17 protein-coding genes are annotated in these 19289 nt (G+C 51.0%); 8 read left to right on the top strand and 9 right to left on the bottom strand.

The genetic code is table 11. The features are described from left to right. Positions 1 to 79: 79 nt before the first annotated feature. The 3 genes from DFR60_RS26070 to rhaB are packed head-to-tail and all read right to left on the bottom strand — an operon-like array spanning position 80 to position 3153. Positions 80 to 1330, bottom strand: coding sequence for an L-rhamnose isomerase (locus DFR60_RS26070; protein WP_110325752.1), 1251 nt, complete (start codon positions 1328 to 1330; stop codon positions 80 to 82). A 40-nt stretch (positions 1331 to 1370) separates the two neighbouring features. Next, positions 1371 to 1685: an L-rhamnose mutarotase gene (gene rhaM, locus DFR60_RS26065; protein ID WP_110325750.1), complete on the bottom strand. Its 315-nt coding sequence runs from the start codon at positions 1683 to 1685 to the stop codon at positions 1371 to 1373. A gap of 13 nt (positions 1686 to 1698) precedes the next feature. Then, the gene (gene rhaB, locus DFR60_RS26060; RefSeq protein ID WP_110325748.1) at positions 1699 to 3153 is read right to left on the bottom strand and encodes a rhamnulokinase; all 1455 of its coding nucleotides are present in this window, start codon (positions 3151 to 3153) and stop codon (positions 1699 to 1701) included. Between the two features lie 172 nt (positions 3154 to 3325). Here rhaB and DFR60_RS26055 point away from each other — a divergent pair, with 172 nt between their 5' ends. From DFR60_RS26055 to DFR60_RS26020, 8 genes are all read left to right on the top strand, one after another. Then, positions 3326 to 5020, top strand: coding sequence for a sensor histidine kinase (locus tag DFR60_RS26055; protein WP_110325746.1), 1695 nt, complete (start codon positions 3326 to 3328; stop codon positions 5018 to 5020). A 300-nt stretch (positions 5021 to 5320) separates the two neighbouring features. Then, entirely contained in the window at positions 5321 to 6097 is a 777-nt protein-coding gene (locus DFR60_RS26050) for a response regulator transcription factor (protein WP_110325744.1), read from the top strand. Between the two features lie 159 nt (positions 6098 to 6256). Beyond that, complete coding sequence (locus tag DFR60_RS26045; RefSeq protein WP_110325742.1) at positions 6257 to 7363, top strand: ABC transporter substrate-binding protein; 1107 nt, start codon at positions 6257 to 6259, stop codon at positions 7361 to 7363. Between the two features lie 27 nt (positions 7364 to 7390). Next, the gene (locus DFR60_RS26040; RefSeq protein WP_055653764.1) at positions 7391 to 8482 is read left to right on the top strand and encodes an ABC transporter ATP-binding protein; all 1092 of its coding nucleotides are present in this window, start codon (positions 7391 to 7393) and stop codon (positions 8480 to 8482) included. Next, positions 8472 to 10127 (top strand): ABC transporter permease, encoded by a 1656-nt coding sequence (locus tag DFR60_RS26035; RefSeq protein WP_110325740.1) that lies wholly within the window; start codon positions 8472 to 8474, stop codon positions 10125 to 10127. Before DFR60_RS26040 ends, DFR60_RS26035 begins: the two co-directional genes overlap by 11 nt. A 310-nt stretch (positions 10128 to 10437) precedes the next feature. Further along, positions 10438 to 10797 carry a GntR family transcriptional regulator gene (locus DFR60_RS26030; protein ID WP_110325738.1) on the top strand — a complete coding sequence of 120 codons (360 nt, stop codon included), beginning with the start codon at positions 10438 to 10440 and terminating at the stop codon, positions 10795 to 10797. A 56-nt stretch (positions 10798 to 10853) separates the two neighbouring features. Beyond that, positions 10854 to 11570, top strand: coding sequence for an ATP-binding cassette domain-containing protein (locus DFR60_RS26025; protein WP_243005186.1), 717 nt, complete (start codon positions 10854 to 10856; stop codon positions 11568 to 11570). Beyond that, entirely contained in the window at positions 11563 to 12234 is a 672-nt protein-coding gene (locus DFR60_RS26020; RefSeq protein WP_110325736.1) for a hypothetical protein, read from the top strand. The genes DFR60_RS26025 and DFR60_RS26020 overlap by 8 nt, the downstream gene beginning before the upstream one ends. Positions 12235 to 12282: 48 nt before the next feature. Here the strand turns inward: DFR60_RS26020 and DFR60_RS26015 are convergent, their stop codons facing one another. The 6 genes from DFR60_RS26015 to DFR60_RS25990 all read right to left on the bottom strand — a co-directional run bounded on the left by DFR60_RS26015 (position 12283) and on the right by DFR60_RS25990 (position 19120). Continuing rightward, the gene (locus DFR60_RS26015) at positions 12283 to 13287 is read right to left on the bottom strand and encodes an AraC family transcriptional regulator (RefSeq protein WP_110325795.1); all 1005 of its coding nucleotides are present in this window, start codon (positions 13285 to 13287) and stop codon (positions 12283 to 12285) included. A gap of 288 nt (positions 13288 to 13575) precedes the next feature. Continuing rightward, the gene (locus DFR60_RS26010) at positions 13576 to 14541 is read right to left on the bottom strand and encodes an MORN repeat-containing protein (protein WP_110325734.1); all 966 of its coding nucleotides are present in this window, start codon (positions 14539 to 14541) and stop codon (positions 13576 to 13578) included. A 3-nt stretch (positions 14542 to 14544) separates the two neighbouring features. Further along, a complete protein-coding gene (pdxR, locus tag DFR60_RS26005) occupies positions 14545 to 16005 on the bottom strand; it encodes a MocR-like pyridoxine biosynthesis transcription factor PdxR (protein WP_110325732.1) in 1461 nt (486 codons plus the stop codon). Between the two features lie 251 nt (positions 16006 to 16256). Beyond that, positions 16257 to 17954 carry a glutamine--tRNA ligase/YqeY domain fusion protein gene (locus tag DFR60_RS26000; RefSeq protein WP_110325729.1) on the bottom strand — a complete coding sequence of 566 codons (1698 nt, stop codon included), beginning with the start codon at positions 17952 to 17954 and terminating at the stop codon, positions 16257 to 16259. 437 nt (positions 17955 to 18391) lie between these two features. Continuing rightward, positions 18392 to 18673 (bottom strand): GNAT family acetyltransferase, encoded by a 282-nt coding sequence (locus DFR60_RS25995; protein WP_110325727.1) that lies wholly within the window; start codon positions 18671 to 18673, stop codon positions 18392 to 18394. 3 nt (positions 18674 to 18676) lie between these two features. Next, positions 18677 to 19120, bottom strand: coding sequence for a MarR family winged helix-turn-helix transcriptional regulator (locus DFR60_RS25990; RefSeq protein WP_110325725.1), 444 nt, complete (start codon positions 19118 to 19120; stop codon positions 18677 to 18679). Between the last annotated feature and the right edge of the window lie 169 nt (positions 19121 to 19289).

Here is a 19289-nt window from a genome sequence, read left to right as displayed (position 1 = left end):
ACACCTGTTCTTTCTGTTCTTGTAATTTTTATTCTCGTTTTTTTCTATTCCATAACGGCACGGAGGCCGCATTGCCTCCTTAACTTCTCTTTGCGAGAACGTCGACCTCATACCTCTTTACTTCCTCAAACCATGCTTCCTTCACCGGGGCGCCGTTCTGCTGGCAGAAGTAATCCCATACATCGCCTAACGGATAGGTCTTCATTTCCTCGGAAAGCATCATTAATTCCGTGAACTGCCTGTTGTTCTGAAGTTCCGCCATCTTGCCGTTCGGAAGAAGCAATGCGTTTAACAGCGCTTTCTGCATATTGCGCATGCCTACAACCCAGGCACTGATGCGGTTGATGCTGGCGTCGAAGAAATCGAGGGCCAGTAAGACGCGGTCTGCCCCTCCGCGTATGATTTCCTTGGCGATCTCTCTCGTCTCATCGTCAAATAAGACTACATGGTCGCTGTCCCAGCGCACCGGTCTCGTCACGTGAAGAGCCACCTTGTCAAAGAACAGAAGCATGGAAGAAATCTTGTCGGAAACGACCTCTGTCGGGTGGTAGTGACCGCTGTCCAGCAGGCATAAAATATCATTCTTGGAAGCGTAATTCATATAGAACTCATGGGAACCGACTGTACAGCTTTCCATACCGATTCCGAAAACCTTGGACTCAACCGCCACAAACACGCTGGACTTGTCGTAATCGATGGAAAGGATCTGATCCAGGGAATCCTTCAGTCTCGCTCTCGGTGCCGTGCGGTCCGCCGGAATGTCCTTGAATCCGTCGGGAATCCAGATATTCATGGTACATGGCGTCCCCAGCTCCTTTGCAAAATACTCGGAAATGCGGATGCATGCCTTCACATGGTCGATCCAGAATTTGCGGATCTCTAAAACTTCACTGGATAATGTGGCATTTTCCGCCTTCGCGTGGGAGAATAAGGTCGGGTTAAAGTCAATTCCGAGGCTCCTTTCCTTTGCAAATTCCACCCATTTTGCAAAATGCTTCGGCTCCAGCTTGTCTCTGTCTGCCCACTCACCCTCTTCAAATACGGCATAGCTTGCATGAAGGTTGATTCTGTGTTTTCCCGGAATCAGGCTGAGCGCCTCGTCCATATCAGCCATCAGCTCTTCCGGTGTTCCTGCGCGTCCCGGGTAGTTTCCGGTCGCCTGAATCCCGCCGGAAAGTGCGCCTGCCCCGTCAAATCCAATTACATCGTCTCCCTGCCAGCAGTGCATGGAAACCGGAATATTTTTCAGGGCCTCCAGGGCGGCGTCCGTATCCACACCGACTGCACGGTAAATTTCCTTTGCGGCTTCATATCTCTCTTTTACTGTCATGATATCATTCTCCTCTTTCTGATTTTATCTGTACCGCCGGTCAGTCCAGATGGAATACCGGCTTTAAATCCACACTCACCGGGCTGTTGTCCGGGTTTGTATCCATGATGTCGGCCATATAATCCCACCATTTGCGGTTGATGGCCGTGTCGGCTGATTCCGCCCATTTGCCTTCCTCTTCAATCTCGATATAGCCGTAGAGCACATTCGTCTCGCTGTCCAGAAAAATAGAATAGTTATGGCCGCCATACTCATGGATCATGTCCTTCATCTCCGGCCATAGAAGGTTGTGCCGTCTCTCGTACTCTTCGGCCATGCCTTCATACAGATGCATTTTAAATGATTTATGTATCATCCTCGTTCCTCCGTTATACATATGTGCTGATCTCAAATGAATGGTATACGGCCGCTCTCGCTTCCGCAAGCCCCTGGAATTCTTCGGCTCTGATCATCTGAGCCAGAAGATTGCCGATGGCGGTTGCCTCGCCCGGACCCGCGTATACCGTTTTCCCCGTAGCCTTTGCGGTCAGCCGGTTTAAATACTCTGCGTTGGAACCGCCGCCCACAATATTCACAGCCTGATACGTCCTGCCTGTGATGGCTTCCAGTTCCTCCACCGTCTCCTTGTAACACTGAGCCAGGCTGTTGTAGATAACCGCCGCCAGCGCGCCGGCCGTCTCCGGTACTTCCTGGCCGGATTCTCTTAAATACGCTTTTACCGCTTCCGTCATGCTCTCCGGTGCGAGAAATACGTCGTCGTTGCAGGGCACAATGGATTTTATGGTCTCCTTGGACGCCATGCGGCAGAGTTCGGCGAAAGAATATGCTTCTCCGGCCGCAGCAAGTTCCTTTTTTACAGACTGAATCATCCACAGGCCCATGATGTTCTTCAAATAGCGGAAACGATAATCATAACCGCCTTCGTTTGTCAGGTTGGCCTTCCTGCTTTCTGCAGAACAGTCGGCCTCGCTTAACTCGGTGCCCATCAGGGACCAGGTGCCGGAACTGATGTATAACAGACCGTCGTCCGTATCATGTATTTTTTCAGTCTCATGGCCTTTTCTTTTCCCATTCTCCGGAACCGGTACGGCCATAACCGCGGAACCGGTGTCATGGGTCGCAGGAAGAACCACCTCGCAGTTAAAGCCGACCTCGTCCTGCACGGCTTTCGTCAGTGTCCCTGCCACGGTTCCCGGCATGGACAGCCCGGTAAACAGTTTTTCAGGATATCCGAGCTGACGAATCAGCTCATAGTCCCACGTCTTCGTCACCGGACTGACCAGCTGGGTGGTCGTCGCGTTGGTATATTCCTGTCTCTTCACGCCGGTCAGCATATAATGAAAGTAATCCGGAATCATCAGCAGGGACTCCGCGCAGGAAAGTGCCTCCGGCTGTTCCTCTTTCATCGCCATCAGCTGATAGATGGTGTTGAATATCTGCTTCTGGATTCCAGTCCTTTCATACAGGGCCTCCGGAGAAATGACTTCGTATACCTTTTCGTCCATGCCCTTCGTCCTGTCATCCCGGTAGCCGACTGCGTCTCCCAGCCTCTGTCCGTCTCTGTCCAGCAATACAAAATCCACCGCCCAGGTGTCGATTCCCATACTGCACGGAATCTTTCCCAGCGCCGCGCACTGCTTCATTCCCATCTTGATTTCGTGAAACAGGGATTCCACATCCCAGCAGAGATGGCCGTTTCTTTTCACCATGCCGTTTTCAAAACGGTAGATCTCTTCCAGACTGATTGTTCCGTCCTTCACTGTGCCGAGGATATGACGGCCGCTGGAGGCGCCAATGTCCACTGCAAGGTAATAGTTCTCCATTTGTATCACCCTCCGATATTTTCTAATCATATTTTATCGAATTACCAAGCAGAAAAAAAGGTCTCGGTTTATTAAAAAATGTGTCCTTATTTGCAGTCTTGTGCTATACTGCATGTATGAATATCTGTCTGCGGACCGTTACTGTCCGCAGGCCCTTCGATGGGAGGCCGTCATGGCATTAAAACAGAAACGGGAACAGACTATTTTTCAAAAACAGCTGGAAAAAGCGGCAACCAGAAATATTGTTTTCCTGGTTTTCATCGGATGCCTGTTTTTTTCAGCCGCTATTTTTGGGATTAACTATTTAAACACCAGGTTTAATGTGCAGGAACACATTGAATTCCTGACCAGCACCTTTCAAACGGCTTATTACGCCACGGATTCCTACTTGAACGACACGGAAAATGACTCCGTTTTTACGCGGTGCATCGAGGATGGGACGGACGGCAGCGAGGTGCATTACTCCTTAAGCAAGTACAATGTAGACAGCCCGATCCGCCTAAACTTAATTCTGGCAGACCGGAACCGGAATATCGTCTATACCAGCTACGGCGCCGATGATATGAACCTGCACCGGATCGCATTTAACGGCATTGTCTGCGACAACGCAGCCGAAAATGGCCCGAGCCTCTATCACACCGTCTACTATTTTACCGGGGACACCTCGGAATACGTCTTCTCTAAGCCCCTTTACCGCGGCGGCGAACTCATCGGGTTCGTGGGCGCCTATTTAAACGGCCATGACTGGGCCCGGCTGTTTTCCGATTATCAGTACGACAACATTATCACCACCACAAACGGGGATATCATCTTCTGCTCCCGCGAGGGATTTCTGCCGGAGCGGAATACCAATAAATTCAGAAATGAATCACAGGAGCGCATGGTCTTCCTTCACGGAAACCGGTATCTGCTTTCGTCCCATTTTATGAAGGACGAGGGCGTGTTTCTCTATTCCTTTATCTATTACCCGAAAAATGTGCTCTATCTTACCATCGGTATCCTGACCATCGTGTTTCTGGGCGTGATCTGGTTTATCATGACCTTGAGGCTCTCCAAACTCATGGCGGAAAAGAATGCCCGGTCGGTCGGCATGCTGGCCGATGAGATGAGAATCATACGCCACGGCGACAGCGGCCATGTGATCGAAATCCATACCGGAGATGAATTCGAGGAGATCGCCAGCCAGATCAACCGCATGGTTAAGAGCATCAACGAACTGAACACGCGCAACACCGATTTAATCCGTTTAAACAGCATGATCGAGATCAGCAACTTACAGACCCAGATCAATCCTCATTTTATCTATAACACGCTGGACACCATCAAGTACCTGATCATGTCGGAGCCCGACAAAGCCGCTCACCTCATCGAGAAATTCACGCATATTCTGCGCTACAGCATCAACAACACGAAGCAGGATGTCATATTGCTTGAGGATATGAGATACATAGAAGACTACCTCTATATCCAGCGGACCCGGTTCGGAGACCGTTTTCTCTGCGAGACCGCCCTCGCGGACGAGTGCATGAGATACCGTGTTCCAAAGCTGCTTTTACAGCCTATCATCGAGAACAGCATTAAATACGGTTTTAAGAAGAAGATGGAAATCCGTGTCGCCATACGCGGATGGTGTGAGGAAGACTACCTCTATCTGAGCGTCGAGGACGATGGCCCAGGCATTCCCCGCGCCACTCTGGAAACCCTGCGGGCCATGTTAAAATCGGAAGAACTGAAAACAGAGCACAACGGCCTCCAGAACCTGGCCCGGCGCATTGTGCTGGAATACGGGGACAACAGCGAGATGACCATAGACAGCCGGGAAGGGGAATATTTCCGGGTGGATATCAGATTAAAAAATAAGCTGTAGTTCCCGGTCCCGTTGGCGTCTGCGTCCCGGTCTGCCCCGGCTGGCTCATGCCGCCTTTCCAGTTCCGGTTTCGGGCATAAGCACTTCTAAACGTGCAAAATTTTTCTAAAAACCAGGGGAAATGCCCAAACTCGCTTTGCTCAAACAAGTGGGCATTTCCCCTGAACGAAAAACCCTGCGCGTTAAGAATTGCTAATCCCCTGCAAAGTCACAGGAAAGGCGGCATGAGCCAGCCGGGGCAGACCGGGACGCAAACGCCAACGGGACCGGGAACTACAGCAAAAATAAGGAGAGGAAACCTTGTACAGTGTAATATTGGTAGAGGATGAGGACATCATCCGAAGAGGAATCAAAAACTCCGTGCCATGGGAGGAATTTAACTGCAGTGTCGTCGGGGAGGCACGAAATGGGGAAGAGGGCGGCGCTCTGATCGCAGAGCAGAACCCGGACATTGTCATAACCGACATCAACATGCCGGTGGAGGACGGACTCCAGATGATCGCCAGGACGAAATGTACCTATGATTACGTCGCCATCATACTGACCGGCTACTCCGACTTTGAGTATGCCAGGGAAGCCATACGAAACGGCGTCTCCTACTACGTATTAAAACCCCTGGATATGGAGGAAATGAAGGAGGCGCTGGAACGGGCTGCCCTGGAACTGAAAAACATCGGAATTCTCCGCCGGGAGATGGAGGATCGGGAAAAGCTGAAGCATTCCGTTCTGATACCGGAGCCGGACTCCATGGGCGGCATGGACCCGGTCGCCTCTCAGATTCTCGATTTCATCGCCAGAAACTACGATCAGAAGATCGCGCTGGCCGACTTAGAAGAAGAGCTGCATTACTCGGAGCGCTACTTAAACCAGCGGTTCCAGAAGGCGTTAGGCACCACCGTAATCGAGTATCTGAACCGGTACCGCATCCAAAAGGCCCTGGCCATGCTGACGGACGAGGGGAATGCCATTTCCGATATCGGATGGAAATGCGGGATCGGGGACTATAAGTATTTCAGCTACGTCTTCAAAAAATACATGGGTTGCTCCCCTAAAGAATACCGTTCAAAGATTATATAAAGGCATTTGAACTTGTACACAGAGGATACCTACGAAAATACCGAACAGATTTCACAGATGTGTTCGGTATTTTTGCTGTTTGTTCGGAAATTCAGGTATTATCTTTTATGCATATTTACTAAAATAGAGATACAAACAACAATCGAAGGAGGATTTACTATGAAAAAAACAATTGCATTGGCAATGGCGCTCACGATGACGGCAGCGGCTCTGGCGGGCTGTTCTTCTTCCTCTTCCACACCGGCGACAACGGCGGCTCCGAAGGCAGAAGCAGGCACCGAGGCGGCGGGCGATACAAAGGCGGCAGAGCCGGAAGCGAAAAAGGGCGGCGGCAAGCTGGTGGTTTACTCTCCCAACTCCGAAGGTCTCATGAACGCCACAATCCCGCTGTTTGAAGAAAAGTACGGCGTTGACGTGGAAGTGATCCAGGCCGGCACCGGAGAACTGGTCAAGAGAATCCAGTCCGAGAAAAATGATCCGTACGCCGACGTACTCTTCGGCGGTTCCTGGTCCCTGGCATTTGACAATGAAGACCTCTGGGAACCATACATATCTCCTAACGATTCCGGCGTACTCGACGCCTACAAGAATACCTGCGGCTTCATCACCGGCAACGTACTCGATGGCAGCTGCTTAATCGTCAACACCGATTTAATCGGGGATATCAAGGTCGAGGGCTATGCCGATCTGTTAAATCCGGAATTAAAGGGCAAGATCGCAACGGCCGACCCGGCCAACTCCTCCTCCGCATTTGCGCAGCTGACCAACATTCTGCTGGCTATGGGCGGATATGAGGACGACGCAGCCTGGAAATACGTGGAAGATCTCTTTACCAATATCGACGGAAAGATCATCGAGAGCTCCTCAGGTGTATACAAGGGAGTCGCGGACGGCGAGTATCTGGTGGGCCTTTCCTATGAAGATCCGTGCGCGCAGCTTGTAAAGGACGGCGCTCCGGTCAAGATCATTTATCCGACGGAAGGCAGTGTTTATCTTCCGGCATCCGCAACCATCGTAAAAGGTGCGAAGAACATGGATAACGCAAAGCTGTTTATCGACTTCATCATCAGCGAGGAAGTTCAGAATATCTGGGGAACAACCCTGACCAACCGTCCGGTATTAAAAGACGCGAAAACCAGTGATTTCATGACACCAATGTCTGACATCTATGTGATCGAAGAGGATATCCCGTATGTGAGCGCTCATAAGAAAGAGCTCGTGAACAAGTATACCGATATTTTCACAAGCATAGAGTCATCCAAGTAGAGCAAATGAGAGGGCCGGAGGTTAAAGATGAGTAAAATTATTATAAAAGACGCAGTTAAGAAGTATGGTAATAACACAGTCATCCCGGACTTAAATGCCACCATCAGGGACGGGGAACTCTTTACCCTCCTTGGGCCTTCCGGCTGCGGCAAGACCACACTTCTTCGTATGATCGCGGGATTCAACTCCATTGAGGGCGGTGATATCTATTTCAATGACACCCGTATCAATGATATGGACCCCAGCAAGCGGAATATCGGCATGGTTTTTCAGAACTATGCCATATTCCCCAATATGACGGTACGCGACAACGTTGCTTTTGGCTTGAAAAACAGAAAGATTGAAAAAGAAAAGATTAAGACTGAGACAGATAAATACTTAAATCTGATGCAGATCATGCAGTTTGCCGAGCGTATGCCCAACCAACTCTCCGGCGGCCAGCAGCAGCGTGTTGCGCTGGCCCGGGCGCTGGTCATCACCCCGGACGTTCTGCTGATGGATGAACCACTGTCGAATCTGGATGCCAAGCTTCGTCTGGAGATGAGAAGCGTGATCCGCCACACCCAGAAGGATGTCGGCATCACCACCGTCTATGTCACCCATGATCAGGAGGAGGCGATGGCCATCAGCGATACCATCGCAGTCATGAAGGACGGCGTCATTCAGCACGTCGGCACTCCCAAGGACATATACCAGAGACCAAAGAATGTCTTCGTCGCCACCTTTATCGGCAGAACCAACATCATTCCCGCCCGTGTGGAGAACGGCGCCATCGTTTTCGGCAACGGATACCGGGTGGAGATGGACTGCTTAAAACAGACGGCCGGCCAGGAGGTCTTATGCTCCGTGCGCCCGGAGGAATTCGTCATCTCCCCGGATGGAACAGAGGGTATCTCCGGAGTCGTGAAGGAATATACGTATCTCGGTTTAAATACACACTATTTTGTAGAGACTGACGACGGGCAGAAGACGGTGGAAATCGTCGAGGAGTCTTCCATCGAAGACGAACTGAAACCGGGACAGAGAGTACTGCTCCAGGTGAAAAAGCATAAGATCAATGTCTTTAACAAGGAAGGCAGTGTAAATCTCGTAAGGAGTGAGGCATTCTATGAAGGATAATAGCAAATTCCGGCTGGACATATGGGGAATCATCACGTTGTGCACCATCGCAGTTTATGCCCTGTTTCTGATTTATCCTATGGCCCACTTAATTCAGCAGTCTGTCATAGATGCCGAAACAGGCCAGTTCTCCATGGCCAACTTCACCAAATTCTTTTCTAAGAGTTACTATTTCAACACCCTGTTCAACAGCTTTAAGGTATCCATCGCGGCGACGGTTCTGTCCATTGCGATTGGAACGCCGTTAGCCTATATCTTCTCTATTTATAAGATAAAAGGAAAATCTCTGCTGAACATCCTGATCATCGTGGCATCCATGTCCGCACCGTTTATCGGCGCTTACTCCTGGATCCTTCTGTTGGGCAGAAGCGGTGTCATCACTACATTTTTCAAGAATATCGGAATCACCATACCGGATATCTACGGCTTCGGCGGGATCGTGCTCGTCATGACGCTGCAGTTGTTTCCGCTGGTATTCCTCTACGCCAAGGGCGCGCTCAAAAATATCGACAATTCCCTGGTGGAGGCGGCCAATAACCTGGGCTGTTCCGGCATTAAGTGCTTTTTCAAGGTGGTCATTCCGTTAATCATGCCAACGCTTCTGGCCGCGGCCCTGCTGGTATTCATGCGTTCCTTCGCGGACTTTGGAACACCGATGCTGATCGGCGAAGGGTACCGGACCTTCCCGGTCGTCCTTTATACGGAGTTCATTAACGAGGTGGGCGGCAACGACGGATTTGCGGCGGCCATCGCGGTTATCGCCATCGTCGTCACCACCGTCGTCTTCCTGGCGCAGAAATACGTGTCCAATAAGAACGCATTTTCCCTAAACGCCCTGCATCCCATTGAGGAGAAGGCGCCGAAAGGGCTGGCCGGCTTCCTGGCTCACGGGGCCTCCTATCTGGTCGTGGGAATCGCGATTCTGCCCCAGATATATGTCAGCTACACCTCCTTCAAGAAAACGGAAGGAAAGATCTTCGTCCCCGGCTACTCGCTGGAAAGCTACGCTTCCGCGTTTGGAAAGCTGGGACGCAGCATCCAGAACACCATCATCATACCGATCTGTGCGCTCGTCATTATTGTACTTCTGGCGATCATGATCGCCTACTTAGTCGTCCGCAGAAAGAACGCGCTCACCAGCACGGTGGATATCATTTCCATGATTCCTTATATCGTGCCCGGCACCGTTCTCGGTATTGCGCTTCTTACCGGCTTTAACAAAAAGCCTGTCATGTTAAGCGGAACCATGCTGATCATGGTCGTCGCCCTCGTAATCCGGCGGCTTCCATATACGATCCGCTCCTCGGTGGCGATCCTGCAGCAGATTCCGATGAGCATCGAGGAAGCAGCCATCTCCCTCGGCGCATCGAAGATGAAATCATTTTTCAAGGTTACCGTACCCATGATGACGGCCGGAATCGTCTCCGGCGCAATCTTAAGCTGGGTTACCATGATCAGCGAGCTGTCCACGGCCATCATCCTGTATACAGGCAAGACAAAGACACTGACGGTCGCCGTTTACACGGAGGTGGTACGAGGCAACTACGGCATAGCGGCAGCGCTGTCCACCATACTGACGGTTCTGACGGTCGTTTCATTGCTGATCTTCAACCGGGTAAATGGCGGAAAGGATCTGAGCCTGTAGATGACAGACGGTTGTCTGACAGGGTGCCAGGGCGTGCAGATGGCAGGAATGAATATACAAACAGACTCCTGGCCTGATGTGAAAAAATCTAATCCCATGACAAAGCCATATAGTTTCCCGGCCGGCTCGCGAAGAAGTGATGAGCCGGCCGGGAACTATTTTTTTGCCCCTCTGCTATGGACACAGGAGGATTATTTTTTGATTCCGTCATATTTCCTGCAAACTTTGAGCCTGATTCAAACTTGACAGCTCCATCTTTTTTCGCTATACTGTTATACATATATATAACAGTATAACAGGAGGCCTCTCCATGGATTTTCAAAATGACCAGCCGATCTATATCCAGATCGGAACCTTCATAAAAGAACAAATTATAAACGGAACCATACAGCCCGGAGAGAAACTGCCTTCCGTGAGGGAATATGCGGTGCTTTTCGAGGTCTCCCCCCTCACGATCCACCGGACTATCCAGTATCTGGAGGCGGAGGGAATCATCGGGACCCGGAAGGGCATTGGCAGCTTTGTCCGAACTGAGATACAGGAGAAGCTGTCGGAAGACATGGTAACGGGATTGATACAGGACTTTATAAGCCGCATGAGAAACTGCGGGCTGACAAATGACCAGATCAGAGACGCGGTTTCACAGGAACTGGAGGGAGGCCCGAAATGAGGACTGAGGATATGAGGACTGAGGATATGAGGACTGAGGATATGAGGACTGAGGATATGAGAAAAGAAGATATAAGAACTGAAGATATAACGGCGGCATTGACCTGTCTGCTGCGTTTACAGGATGTCACTAAAAACAGAAATGGCTGGAGAGTCTTGGATCATGCCTCCGTCACGGTCCATGAAAACCGGATTATCGGAGTCGTGGGCGACAACGGAATCGGAAAATCCACGCTTTTAAAATTGATGGCTGGTCTGCTCCGGCCGGATGGCGGGCAGATCATCCGCGAGGAAGTGCCCCCTTCCTACATTCTTTCAGGGAGTCACTTTTACGAATGGATGACCGCGGACGACTGCGCAGGCTTCTATCGGGATTTTTATCCCGACTTTGATCGGGAACGCGCCCTGATGCTGCTGGAGCAGTCGAAGATCGACCGCAGGACACGGCTCTGCCGCCTTTCCAGAGGAAACCAGGAACGGCTCTGCATGATTCTGGGGCTGTGCAGGAAAAGCCGCCTCTATCTTTTCGACGAGCCCTTTGATGGAATCGACCCGTATTTCAAAAAGGATATGAAGCGCTTCCTCCTGGAGAATATGGCAGACAACAGCTCCATCGTCATGGCGACTCATCTGCTGAAAGATCTTGAGTCTCTGTTCGATGAGGTCATATTCCTCGCTGACGGGCGTGTCTGGCAGATGGAAACGGAAGAAATCAGAATGAGGCACCACAAATCCGTGGAACAGTATTATCTGGAGGAGATCAAACATGATTAAAGTATGGAAATCTATAAAATGGCAGCTTCAGGCAGTATTTTATGAGATACGGACAGCGGCGGCATTTTTCCTCATTCTGAATGGGCTGCTTTTGATTCTCCCGCTTTCCGCCTGCCGTGTCATCGATAAAAAAGCGGGATTACTCGTCCTGCTCATCAGTATCTGTTACGCAGCTTCCCTGCTTTTGGGACTGTTTTACGGGATGAACCATATGCTGGAAAAGCCGGACGCCCGGCAGAATGAGCTCTGGCGCCTGGCCGAGCCCAATCCGTGGCTGCGGATATTCTCGCGTCTGACTGCAGTCGCGGCCGTCATGGCGGTTTCCTTTTTCAATGGGCAGGCCGGCACCATCCTGATGCGGAAATTCGCGGACGCAAACCATTCCTATTTCAGAATGCAGATGAAGGATGATATTCCCGGCGCTTTCCTGCAGTTTGCGCTGCTGCTTCCACTCCTTTATCTCTTTTTGACACTGTTTTCCAACAGGAGGCAGAACGGCCACGGAAAAGCCCTTACGCTGATCGCCGCACTGTTCATCGGCCAGATGGTAAGCGATGCGTTAAAGAGCCTCCCCCTCATAGCCGGTGTCCCGGCAGGAATTGCGCTTCTCTTCTTCCTGCTCTGGCAGTCCGGTAAGCTGGAGGATGAGAGAGATGTGCCATAATATAAAACAACGGCCGGGGAAGGCGCTCCCTTCCCTCAAACCGTTTCCTCACAGCGCCCTGTTATTCTTCCGATACTCCTTCGGCGACATCTGGTACCGCTCCTTAAAAATCCGATAGAAATAACTGGTATTGTCATACCCCACAGCCAGAGCCACATCCGCTACTGCCAGTCTCGTATTTAAAAGCAGGAACGCGGCCTGGTTCAGCCGTTTGATCTGCAAAAGTTCCTTGTACGTCCTTCCGGTCAGCCGTTTCACCATCCGGCTCAGCCAGTAGATATCGTATCCCAACATGGAGGACAGCTCCGTCAGTTCTCCGTCCCGGTAGTTCTCGTCGATATATCCCAGCACCTGGAAGATCAGCCTCTGATCGAAGCCCTCCCGGGTGTGGCTGATCTTATCCGTATAGTGCATCAGCTGAAGAAACAGAAGTCCCATGGTGACCTGGTTGATGCTCCGCTTATTAGGCTGGTCATTGAGCAGCGTCCAGACCATGTTTTCCACCAGATTCTGCACCGGGAGCACATCAGCCACCTTGAAATGCAGAAAGCTGGCGTACCGGGTATCATTGCACAGGCAGCCCACCAGGAAATCCCTCAGCAGATTTTCCTCCTCCCCCATCATCTCAAAGGCTGTATCAAAAAACTCCGGCAAAATGATGAAGTTCACAGCGACATCGCCCTCTCCGGCAGGCAGAATCTCCTGGGTGGCATGCTGGTTTAAAAAGAGCAGCTCGCCGGTCCTTAAGATAACCGTCTCCCCGTCGATCATGTGGGTCGTCTCCCCCTTGCACATATAGATCACTTCAATGTAGTTGTGTTTGTGTTTCGGAAAGTGAACGAACCGGGTATGAGGCCGGATTCGGATCAGCTTGCCGTGCTCCAGCATCTTCCCGCTGTCAATATGGAAAGCCTCCCTCACCTCCGTTTTGCGGGAGGTGATAAGCTCATCGCCCTTTGTGTACCTTGTCCTGTCAATCTCAGTGCGCCCGTTTAAGATTTCCCGCTCTTCTTCCGTGATCACACTGAGACGTTCCAACATTTCCTGATTCACTGCACCGCCCCTCTCTTCTCTAGTGCCGCCGGACTTAAATGCGTACTGCATAGTGCGTGATATCTGCGTCAGGTGTGCGTCCGCGAAGCGACGGCGTAGTGGACCCTACGACTAGCTTCGTGGGCGTGCTCCTGGCGTAGATAGCGGGTGCTATGCAGTACGTATTTAGGTCCGGCGGTACTAGTATAACGTATTGTAAGTCCTTGTGTGGATAGCGGGTGCTATATGCACAAGGACTTATGATACGTTATACTAATGCTGCATTTTTCGCGGCTCATAGTTCTTCCGCTACTCTCCCCACTCAATCATATTCTTCCAGCGCACTTCCTCCATGGCATCGGCCTCCACCACATAGGCGTGGACATCGTCCGTATCGGCCATCAGCCGAAAGACAGGCGTTCCATCATCGGAGGTGTCGGAAATCCACCTTGCGTCCGGAACGATCACCCCATTTTCCACTGTCATGGTCCACGAAGTCGATTCCCCATTTCCGTTGACGCTGGTATAGGTAATCTCTCCCTCCATCAGATCGTCTGCAAAGTTTCCTTTCTTCACCGTCTTTTTCGCCCCGTCTCCGGTCACGCCTTCATAGTAATCGTATCCACACTCTCCGGCGCCGTTCATGACGCCATCCGTCCACGTACCGACGGAATAATCGTAGCGGACGCCCTCGTCCAGCGTAATCGCCTGAAGGGCCACACACTGGCCCGATGGCTTTCCGTCCTTAAAATCGCCGTAGAATATGGTTCCCGCGCGCTGAAATACGAGGCCGTGGCCATCCGCCTCATCCTTCATCACGCCGCCGGTATGCGGATCATCCCCCTGGGCGTCCACCGTCGAAGAATGCGGAAGGCCCCCCTCACTGTCGTTCACCGGGATATACAGACACGTCTCATCCGCCAGCTTTTCAAAAAACAAATCCTGAAATGCCGTATCATTCTCGTTCAGTACTCTCGCTGCGCCCTCCAAATCATTGGCGTGCATCTTCCCCTCCAGCAGATTTAAGAGCTGTTCCTCTGTATAAGTGAGCGCGATCTCGTGGACCGCGGTCTCTTCCATCTTCGATTCCTCGATGGATTCCTGTACCTCTTTGCTGGCTATCTCACTTTCGACCTGATGGATGGATTCCTCCATGCTGGCCTTTAAGTAACCGGATATCCGGACATTTCCAAGAATGCTTAAAACAAGCAGCAAAACCGCAATCACGGCGGCAGCTCCGGCGGTCCTTAGCGGAAAGTCCCTATTATTCTTCATAAACTACTCCTCCTGTTCTCCATCTGATGACCAGGCTGTCTTAAGCAGCCGGATTCCCTCTTTAATCGCATCTTCACTGAGCATCGCATACCCCAGGATTACAGTAGGCACCACCACGGCCTTCCCCTCCCTGATCAGATAGGAAGACAGGCCGTAAACCTTTACCCCCGCCTGTTTCGCAGACTCTACCAGCCACTCCTCCGTCCTGTTTTTCTTATCGGTCAGAAGCAGATGGAGGCCCGCATACTCTCCTTTTATCGTAAATTGTTTTTCAAATGGCTTCAGCGCCCCGATCAGCGTATCGTGCTTCGCCTTATACACGGCCCGCATCCGGTTTAAATGGCGCTCATAATAGCCGCCCATCATAAACTGGTACAGGATATTCTGGTCGATTCTCGAAACCGTGGATGTATAAAAATTCACCCGCTCCCGGTAGACCGCCAGCAGCGGTTTCGGCAGCACCAGATAGCTTACACGGATAGCCGGTGCTACGGACTTTGAAAATGTTCCGCTGTAAATAACCCGTTCCCTTCCATCCATTCCCTGCAGGGCCGGAATCGGTTTTCCCTTATAGCGGAATTCACTGTCGTAATCATCCTCGATCAGATACCGTCCCTCTTTTTTGCAGGCCCAGGAGAGCAGCTCCTGCCGCCGTTTTACCGGCATCACAATTCCGGTCGGATACTGATGAGACGGCATCACATAGGCGATATCCGCCCCGCTTCTCTCAAGCAGGGAAGTCTCCAGACCGGAGCCATCCATCTCCACGGGTACTACCGGATAGCCCAGGCTCTTAAAGACGCGGTACGCCTGCTTGTATGTGGGATTTTCCATGGCTATGGTATGATCCGGCCCCAGAATACGGGAAAGCAGCATCAATAAGTATTCCGTTCCCGCACCGACGACGATCTGCTCCGCAGTGCAGTTCACGCCTCTGGCCGAATGGAGATAGCCCCGGATCGCCTCACGAAATGCCGGCTCCCCCTGGGGATCTCCGGTCGCAAACATCTCCTTGTTGTCGTCCACCAGCGTAATCTTCGTGATCTTTCTCCATGTATTAAAGGGGAAACTGTCCAGATCGACGCCGCGCGGTGAGAAATCCACCTTGTATTCCGCCTCTCCGGCCGCCGCCGGGTGACTGTCCCCCGGTACTTCCCACGGATACGTACCGAAAAACGGGCTTTCTCCCCCGTTCTCCTGCCCCGTGACCACCAACTCCTCGATACGCGACACAAAGTATCCTTTGCACGGTACCGATTCGATATACCCTTCCGACAGCAGCTGCTCATAGGCCATCTGCGTCGTGCTCCTGCTGACCTTTAAATGCTCCGCCAGAAGACGGGTCGAGGGAATACGGGCGGAGGACTTTAAATTCCCCTTTTTAATCTCTTCTCTGATATATTCGTATATCTGTTCATAATAAGGCATCTCTGAATGGCTGTCCAGAGGGATCATCAGTTCCACGTCTCCGCCTCCTTAAGACTGGTGTTCGGACACACGCCAGCGTACTGGTAAAGCATATCGCAGGTATAAAAAGTGCCGCGGGATCAGGTTATTCCAGCCCGTCACCGCAGTACGGTCCGGCCAGGTCAAACATCATATCCCCCGCGGCATTTCTAATTGCCTGTTTATCAATATAGTATCATTATTTCAAACACTCTGTTCTATCTTATTCGCTTCACAGCCCTGCTATTCTGTAAATTCCGGCGAAACCTTTATTTCGCAATCTTAAAGGAACTCTTTAGGGACACGATCCGGTTAAATACCAGATGCTCCGGAGTGCTGTCCTTGCAGTCGGCACAGAAAAAGCCATTTCTCACAAACTGGTAGCTGTCGTACGGCTTCGCCTCGGCCAGTGCCGGTTCCACATAGCAGTTCTTTATAATAGTAAGAGAATTCGGGTTCAGGTTCAGACTTCCGTCCTCATTTAACTTGCCCTTTTCCTCATCCACGATGTTCTCATAGAGACGGCACTCTACTGTAACGGCAGTCTTGGCGGCTACCCAGTGGATGGTTCCCTTTACCTTTCTGGCTGTAAATCCGGAACCGCTCTTCGTCTCCGGGTCGTACGTACAGTGAACCACGGTTACATTGCCGTTCTCATCCTTCTCGCATCCGGTACAGGTCACGAAATAGGCGTTCATCAGACGGACCTCGTTGCCCGGGAACAGACGGAAATACTTTTTAACCGGCTCTTCCATGAAATCTTCCCGCTCGATGTAGAGTTCTTTTCCAAAGGGCAGTTTTCTCTCTCCCAGCTCCGGATTCTCTAAATTGTTAGGAGCGTCCAGATATTCTATCGTGTCTTCCGGATAGTTATCGATTACCAGCTTCACCGGATCTAAAATAGCCATCATTCTCGGCTTCTTCAGCTTTAAGTCCTCGCGGATACAGTATTCCAGCATGGCGTAATCCACGGAGCTGTTCGCCTTGGACACACCTACCAGGTCCACAAACATGCGGATGGCTTCCGGCGTGTAGCCTCTTCTTCTCAGAGCGGCGATGGATACGAGACGCGGGTCATCCCAGCCGTCCACAATCCTGTCTTCCACCAGCTTCTTGATATAGCGCTTACCGGTTACCACGTTCGTCAAATACAGCTTGGCAAACTCAATCTGGCGCGGCGGATTCTCAAATTCACATTCTCTCACCACCCAGTCATACAGCGGTCTGTGATCCTCAAATTCCAGCGTACAGATCGAATGTGTGATGTGCTCCACTGCATCCTCGATCGGATGGGCGAAATCATACATCGGATAGATGCACCACTTATCGCCTGTGTTGTGATGGCTCATACGGGCCACCCGGTAGATAACCGGATCACGCATGTTGATATTCGGGGAAGCCATATCGATCTTGGCGCGGAGCACCTTTTCTCCGTCCTGATACTTTCCTTCCTTCATCTCCTCAAAGAGCTTTAAGTTCTCTTCAATGCTCCGGTTCCGGTAAGGGCTTTCCTTACCCGGCGTCTTAAAATCGCCGCGGTATTCACGAATCTCATCCGCGGTTAAATCACAGACAAATGCTTTGCCCTTCTTAATTAAGAAGACCGCGCACTCATACATCTGCTCGAAATAATTGGAGGCAAAAAACAGCCTGTCCTCAAAATCAGCGCCCAGCCACTTCACATCCTCCATAATGGACTCCACGAATTCCGTCTTCTCTTTCGTCGGATTCGTATCGTCAAAACGAAGGTTAAACTGTCCGCCATACTTCTTAGCCAGTCCATAGTTTAAAAGAATGGACTTTGCATGTCCGATATGCAGATATCCGTTTGGTTCCGGTGGGAATCTGGTCTGAACATGATTATAAACGCCCTCTGCCAGATCCTTATCTATCTCCTGCTCGATAAAGTTTTTAGAAACAACCTCTTCTTTTTCCGCAGTTTCTAATACTTCTCTGTTTTCTTCCATCTTGTTTCCTCCATATAAATAGTCCCAATAATATGGTATCATATCATATTTGGGAGAAATAGGAAAGGGGGAATGAGAATTTTGTGCTACGCCCCAGTGATTGCGGAGAGGGCGAAGGAGGCCGGGGAGGAGGAGCGTACAGCTTCTTGTTTCCTCGGTGGCAGGAACTAAAGCGGGAATGCAGGAAAAAGGGGCGGATCGCGCAAATTCCGGAGAACTCCTGAAGGACTTCTCCTCCATGTGCACTCGAAAGTTGGCTTTGAGGCCAACTTTCGCCACCCCTTTTTCCTGCATTCCCGCTTAAGTTCCTGCGAACCTCGGAAAAGGAAGCTGTACGCTCCTCCTCCCCGGCCTCCTTCGCCCTCTCCGCAATCACTGGGGCTGTGTACTGGCTTTATAGGGGGAAAAAGAGACAGCGTGTTCTACTGCCTCTATTCTCAATAACGGGCGGCGGAGTCCCATTCTGATTTACGGGAGTCGTATTGGTCGTTTAACCAGTTTACGACGGATTCTCTGCCTTCTTCGGTAAAGGGGAAGGTGTTCTTTACCTTGTTCTCGTCCGGGGTTGCCTCAAAACAGTAGGGTTCCGGGTAGACGACTGCCTCGAACTGGTCTTCGGCTTTTACTACGCGGTAACGCATTCCCTTAAAGCTGCCTGTGTAGGCCTCTTTCTTGAAGAAGGCCATGGGCACAAATGTTTCCTTTTTTATTACTCCCATACTTTAAATGCCTCCGTTTTCTTCTTCGTTTCGCAGATTATCGTAAATTCTGGAGACCAGGGAGATGATCGTGTCCATCTCTTCGTCGGAAATGCCTTCCATCATCTCTTCCTCCAGTCCCTCGAAGGTCTCTTTTACCTTTACCGCCATCTTCTTCCCAGCCTCTGTCAGGGAAATTAAGAAGGAACGACGGCACTGCGGATTGTCGTTTCTGATAATATATCCCATGGCTTCCAGACGGTCCAGCGCACGTGACAGCGTGGCCGGCTCGATACAGCACGCCTCTGCAAGCTCTTTCTGTGTGATTTTATCTTTGATGAACAGCTGGCTTAACACCCGGGGCTGCCCCGCGATCAGCCCCATATCGGTCCATACCGGATGAATCCGCCTCTTCCTGGCCATCTCGGTACGGAACATTAAGTCCCTGACCTCCTGCTTTCGGTCCATTTTCTCTGTTACCGCCTTTCTTATCGATCACAATCCAACGCCACTTATTATGCCTTTTTTCTCGCCGGATTTCAAGATTTTATCCATATTTTTTTGTAAAATCCATGTAAAACAATTACAGTTCACAGCCCTTTGTCCGTTCCCGCCGTCCGGTCCGCTCTGGCGGTTG

Source organism: Hungatella effluvii, assembly GCF_003201875.1.
GTDB lineage: Bacteria > Bacillota > Clostridia > Lachnospirales > Lachnospiraceae > Hungatella > Hungatella effluvii.
Note: the sequence above shows the minus strand (reverse complement) of the source record. Positions and strands in the feature narration are given on the sequence as shown.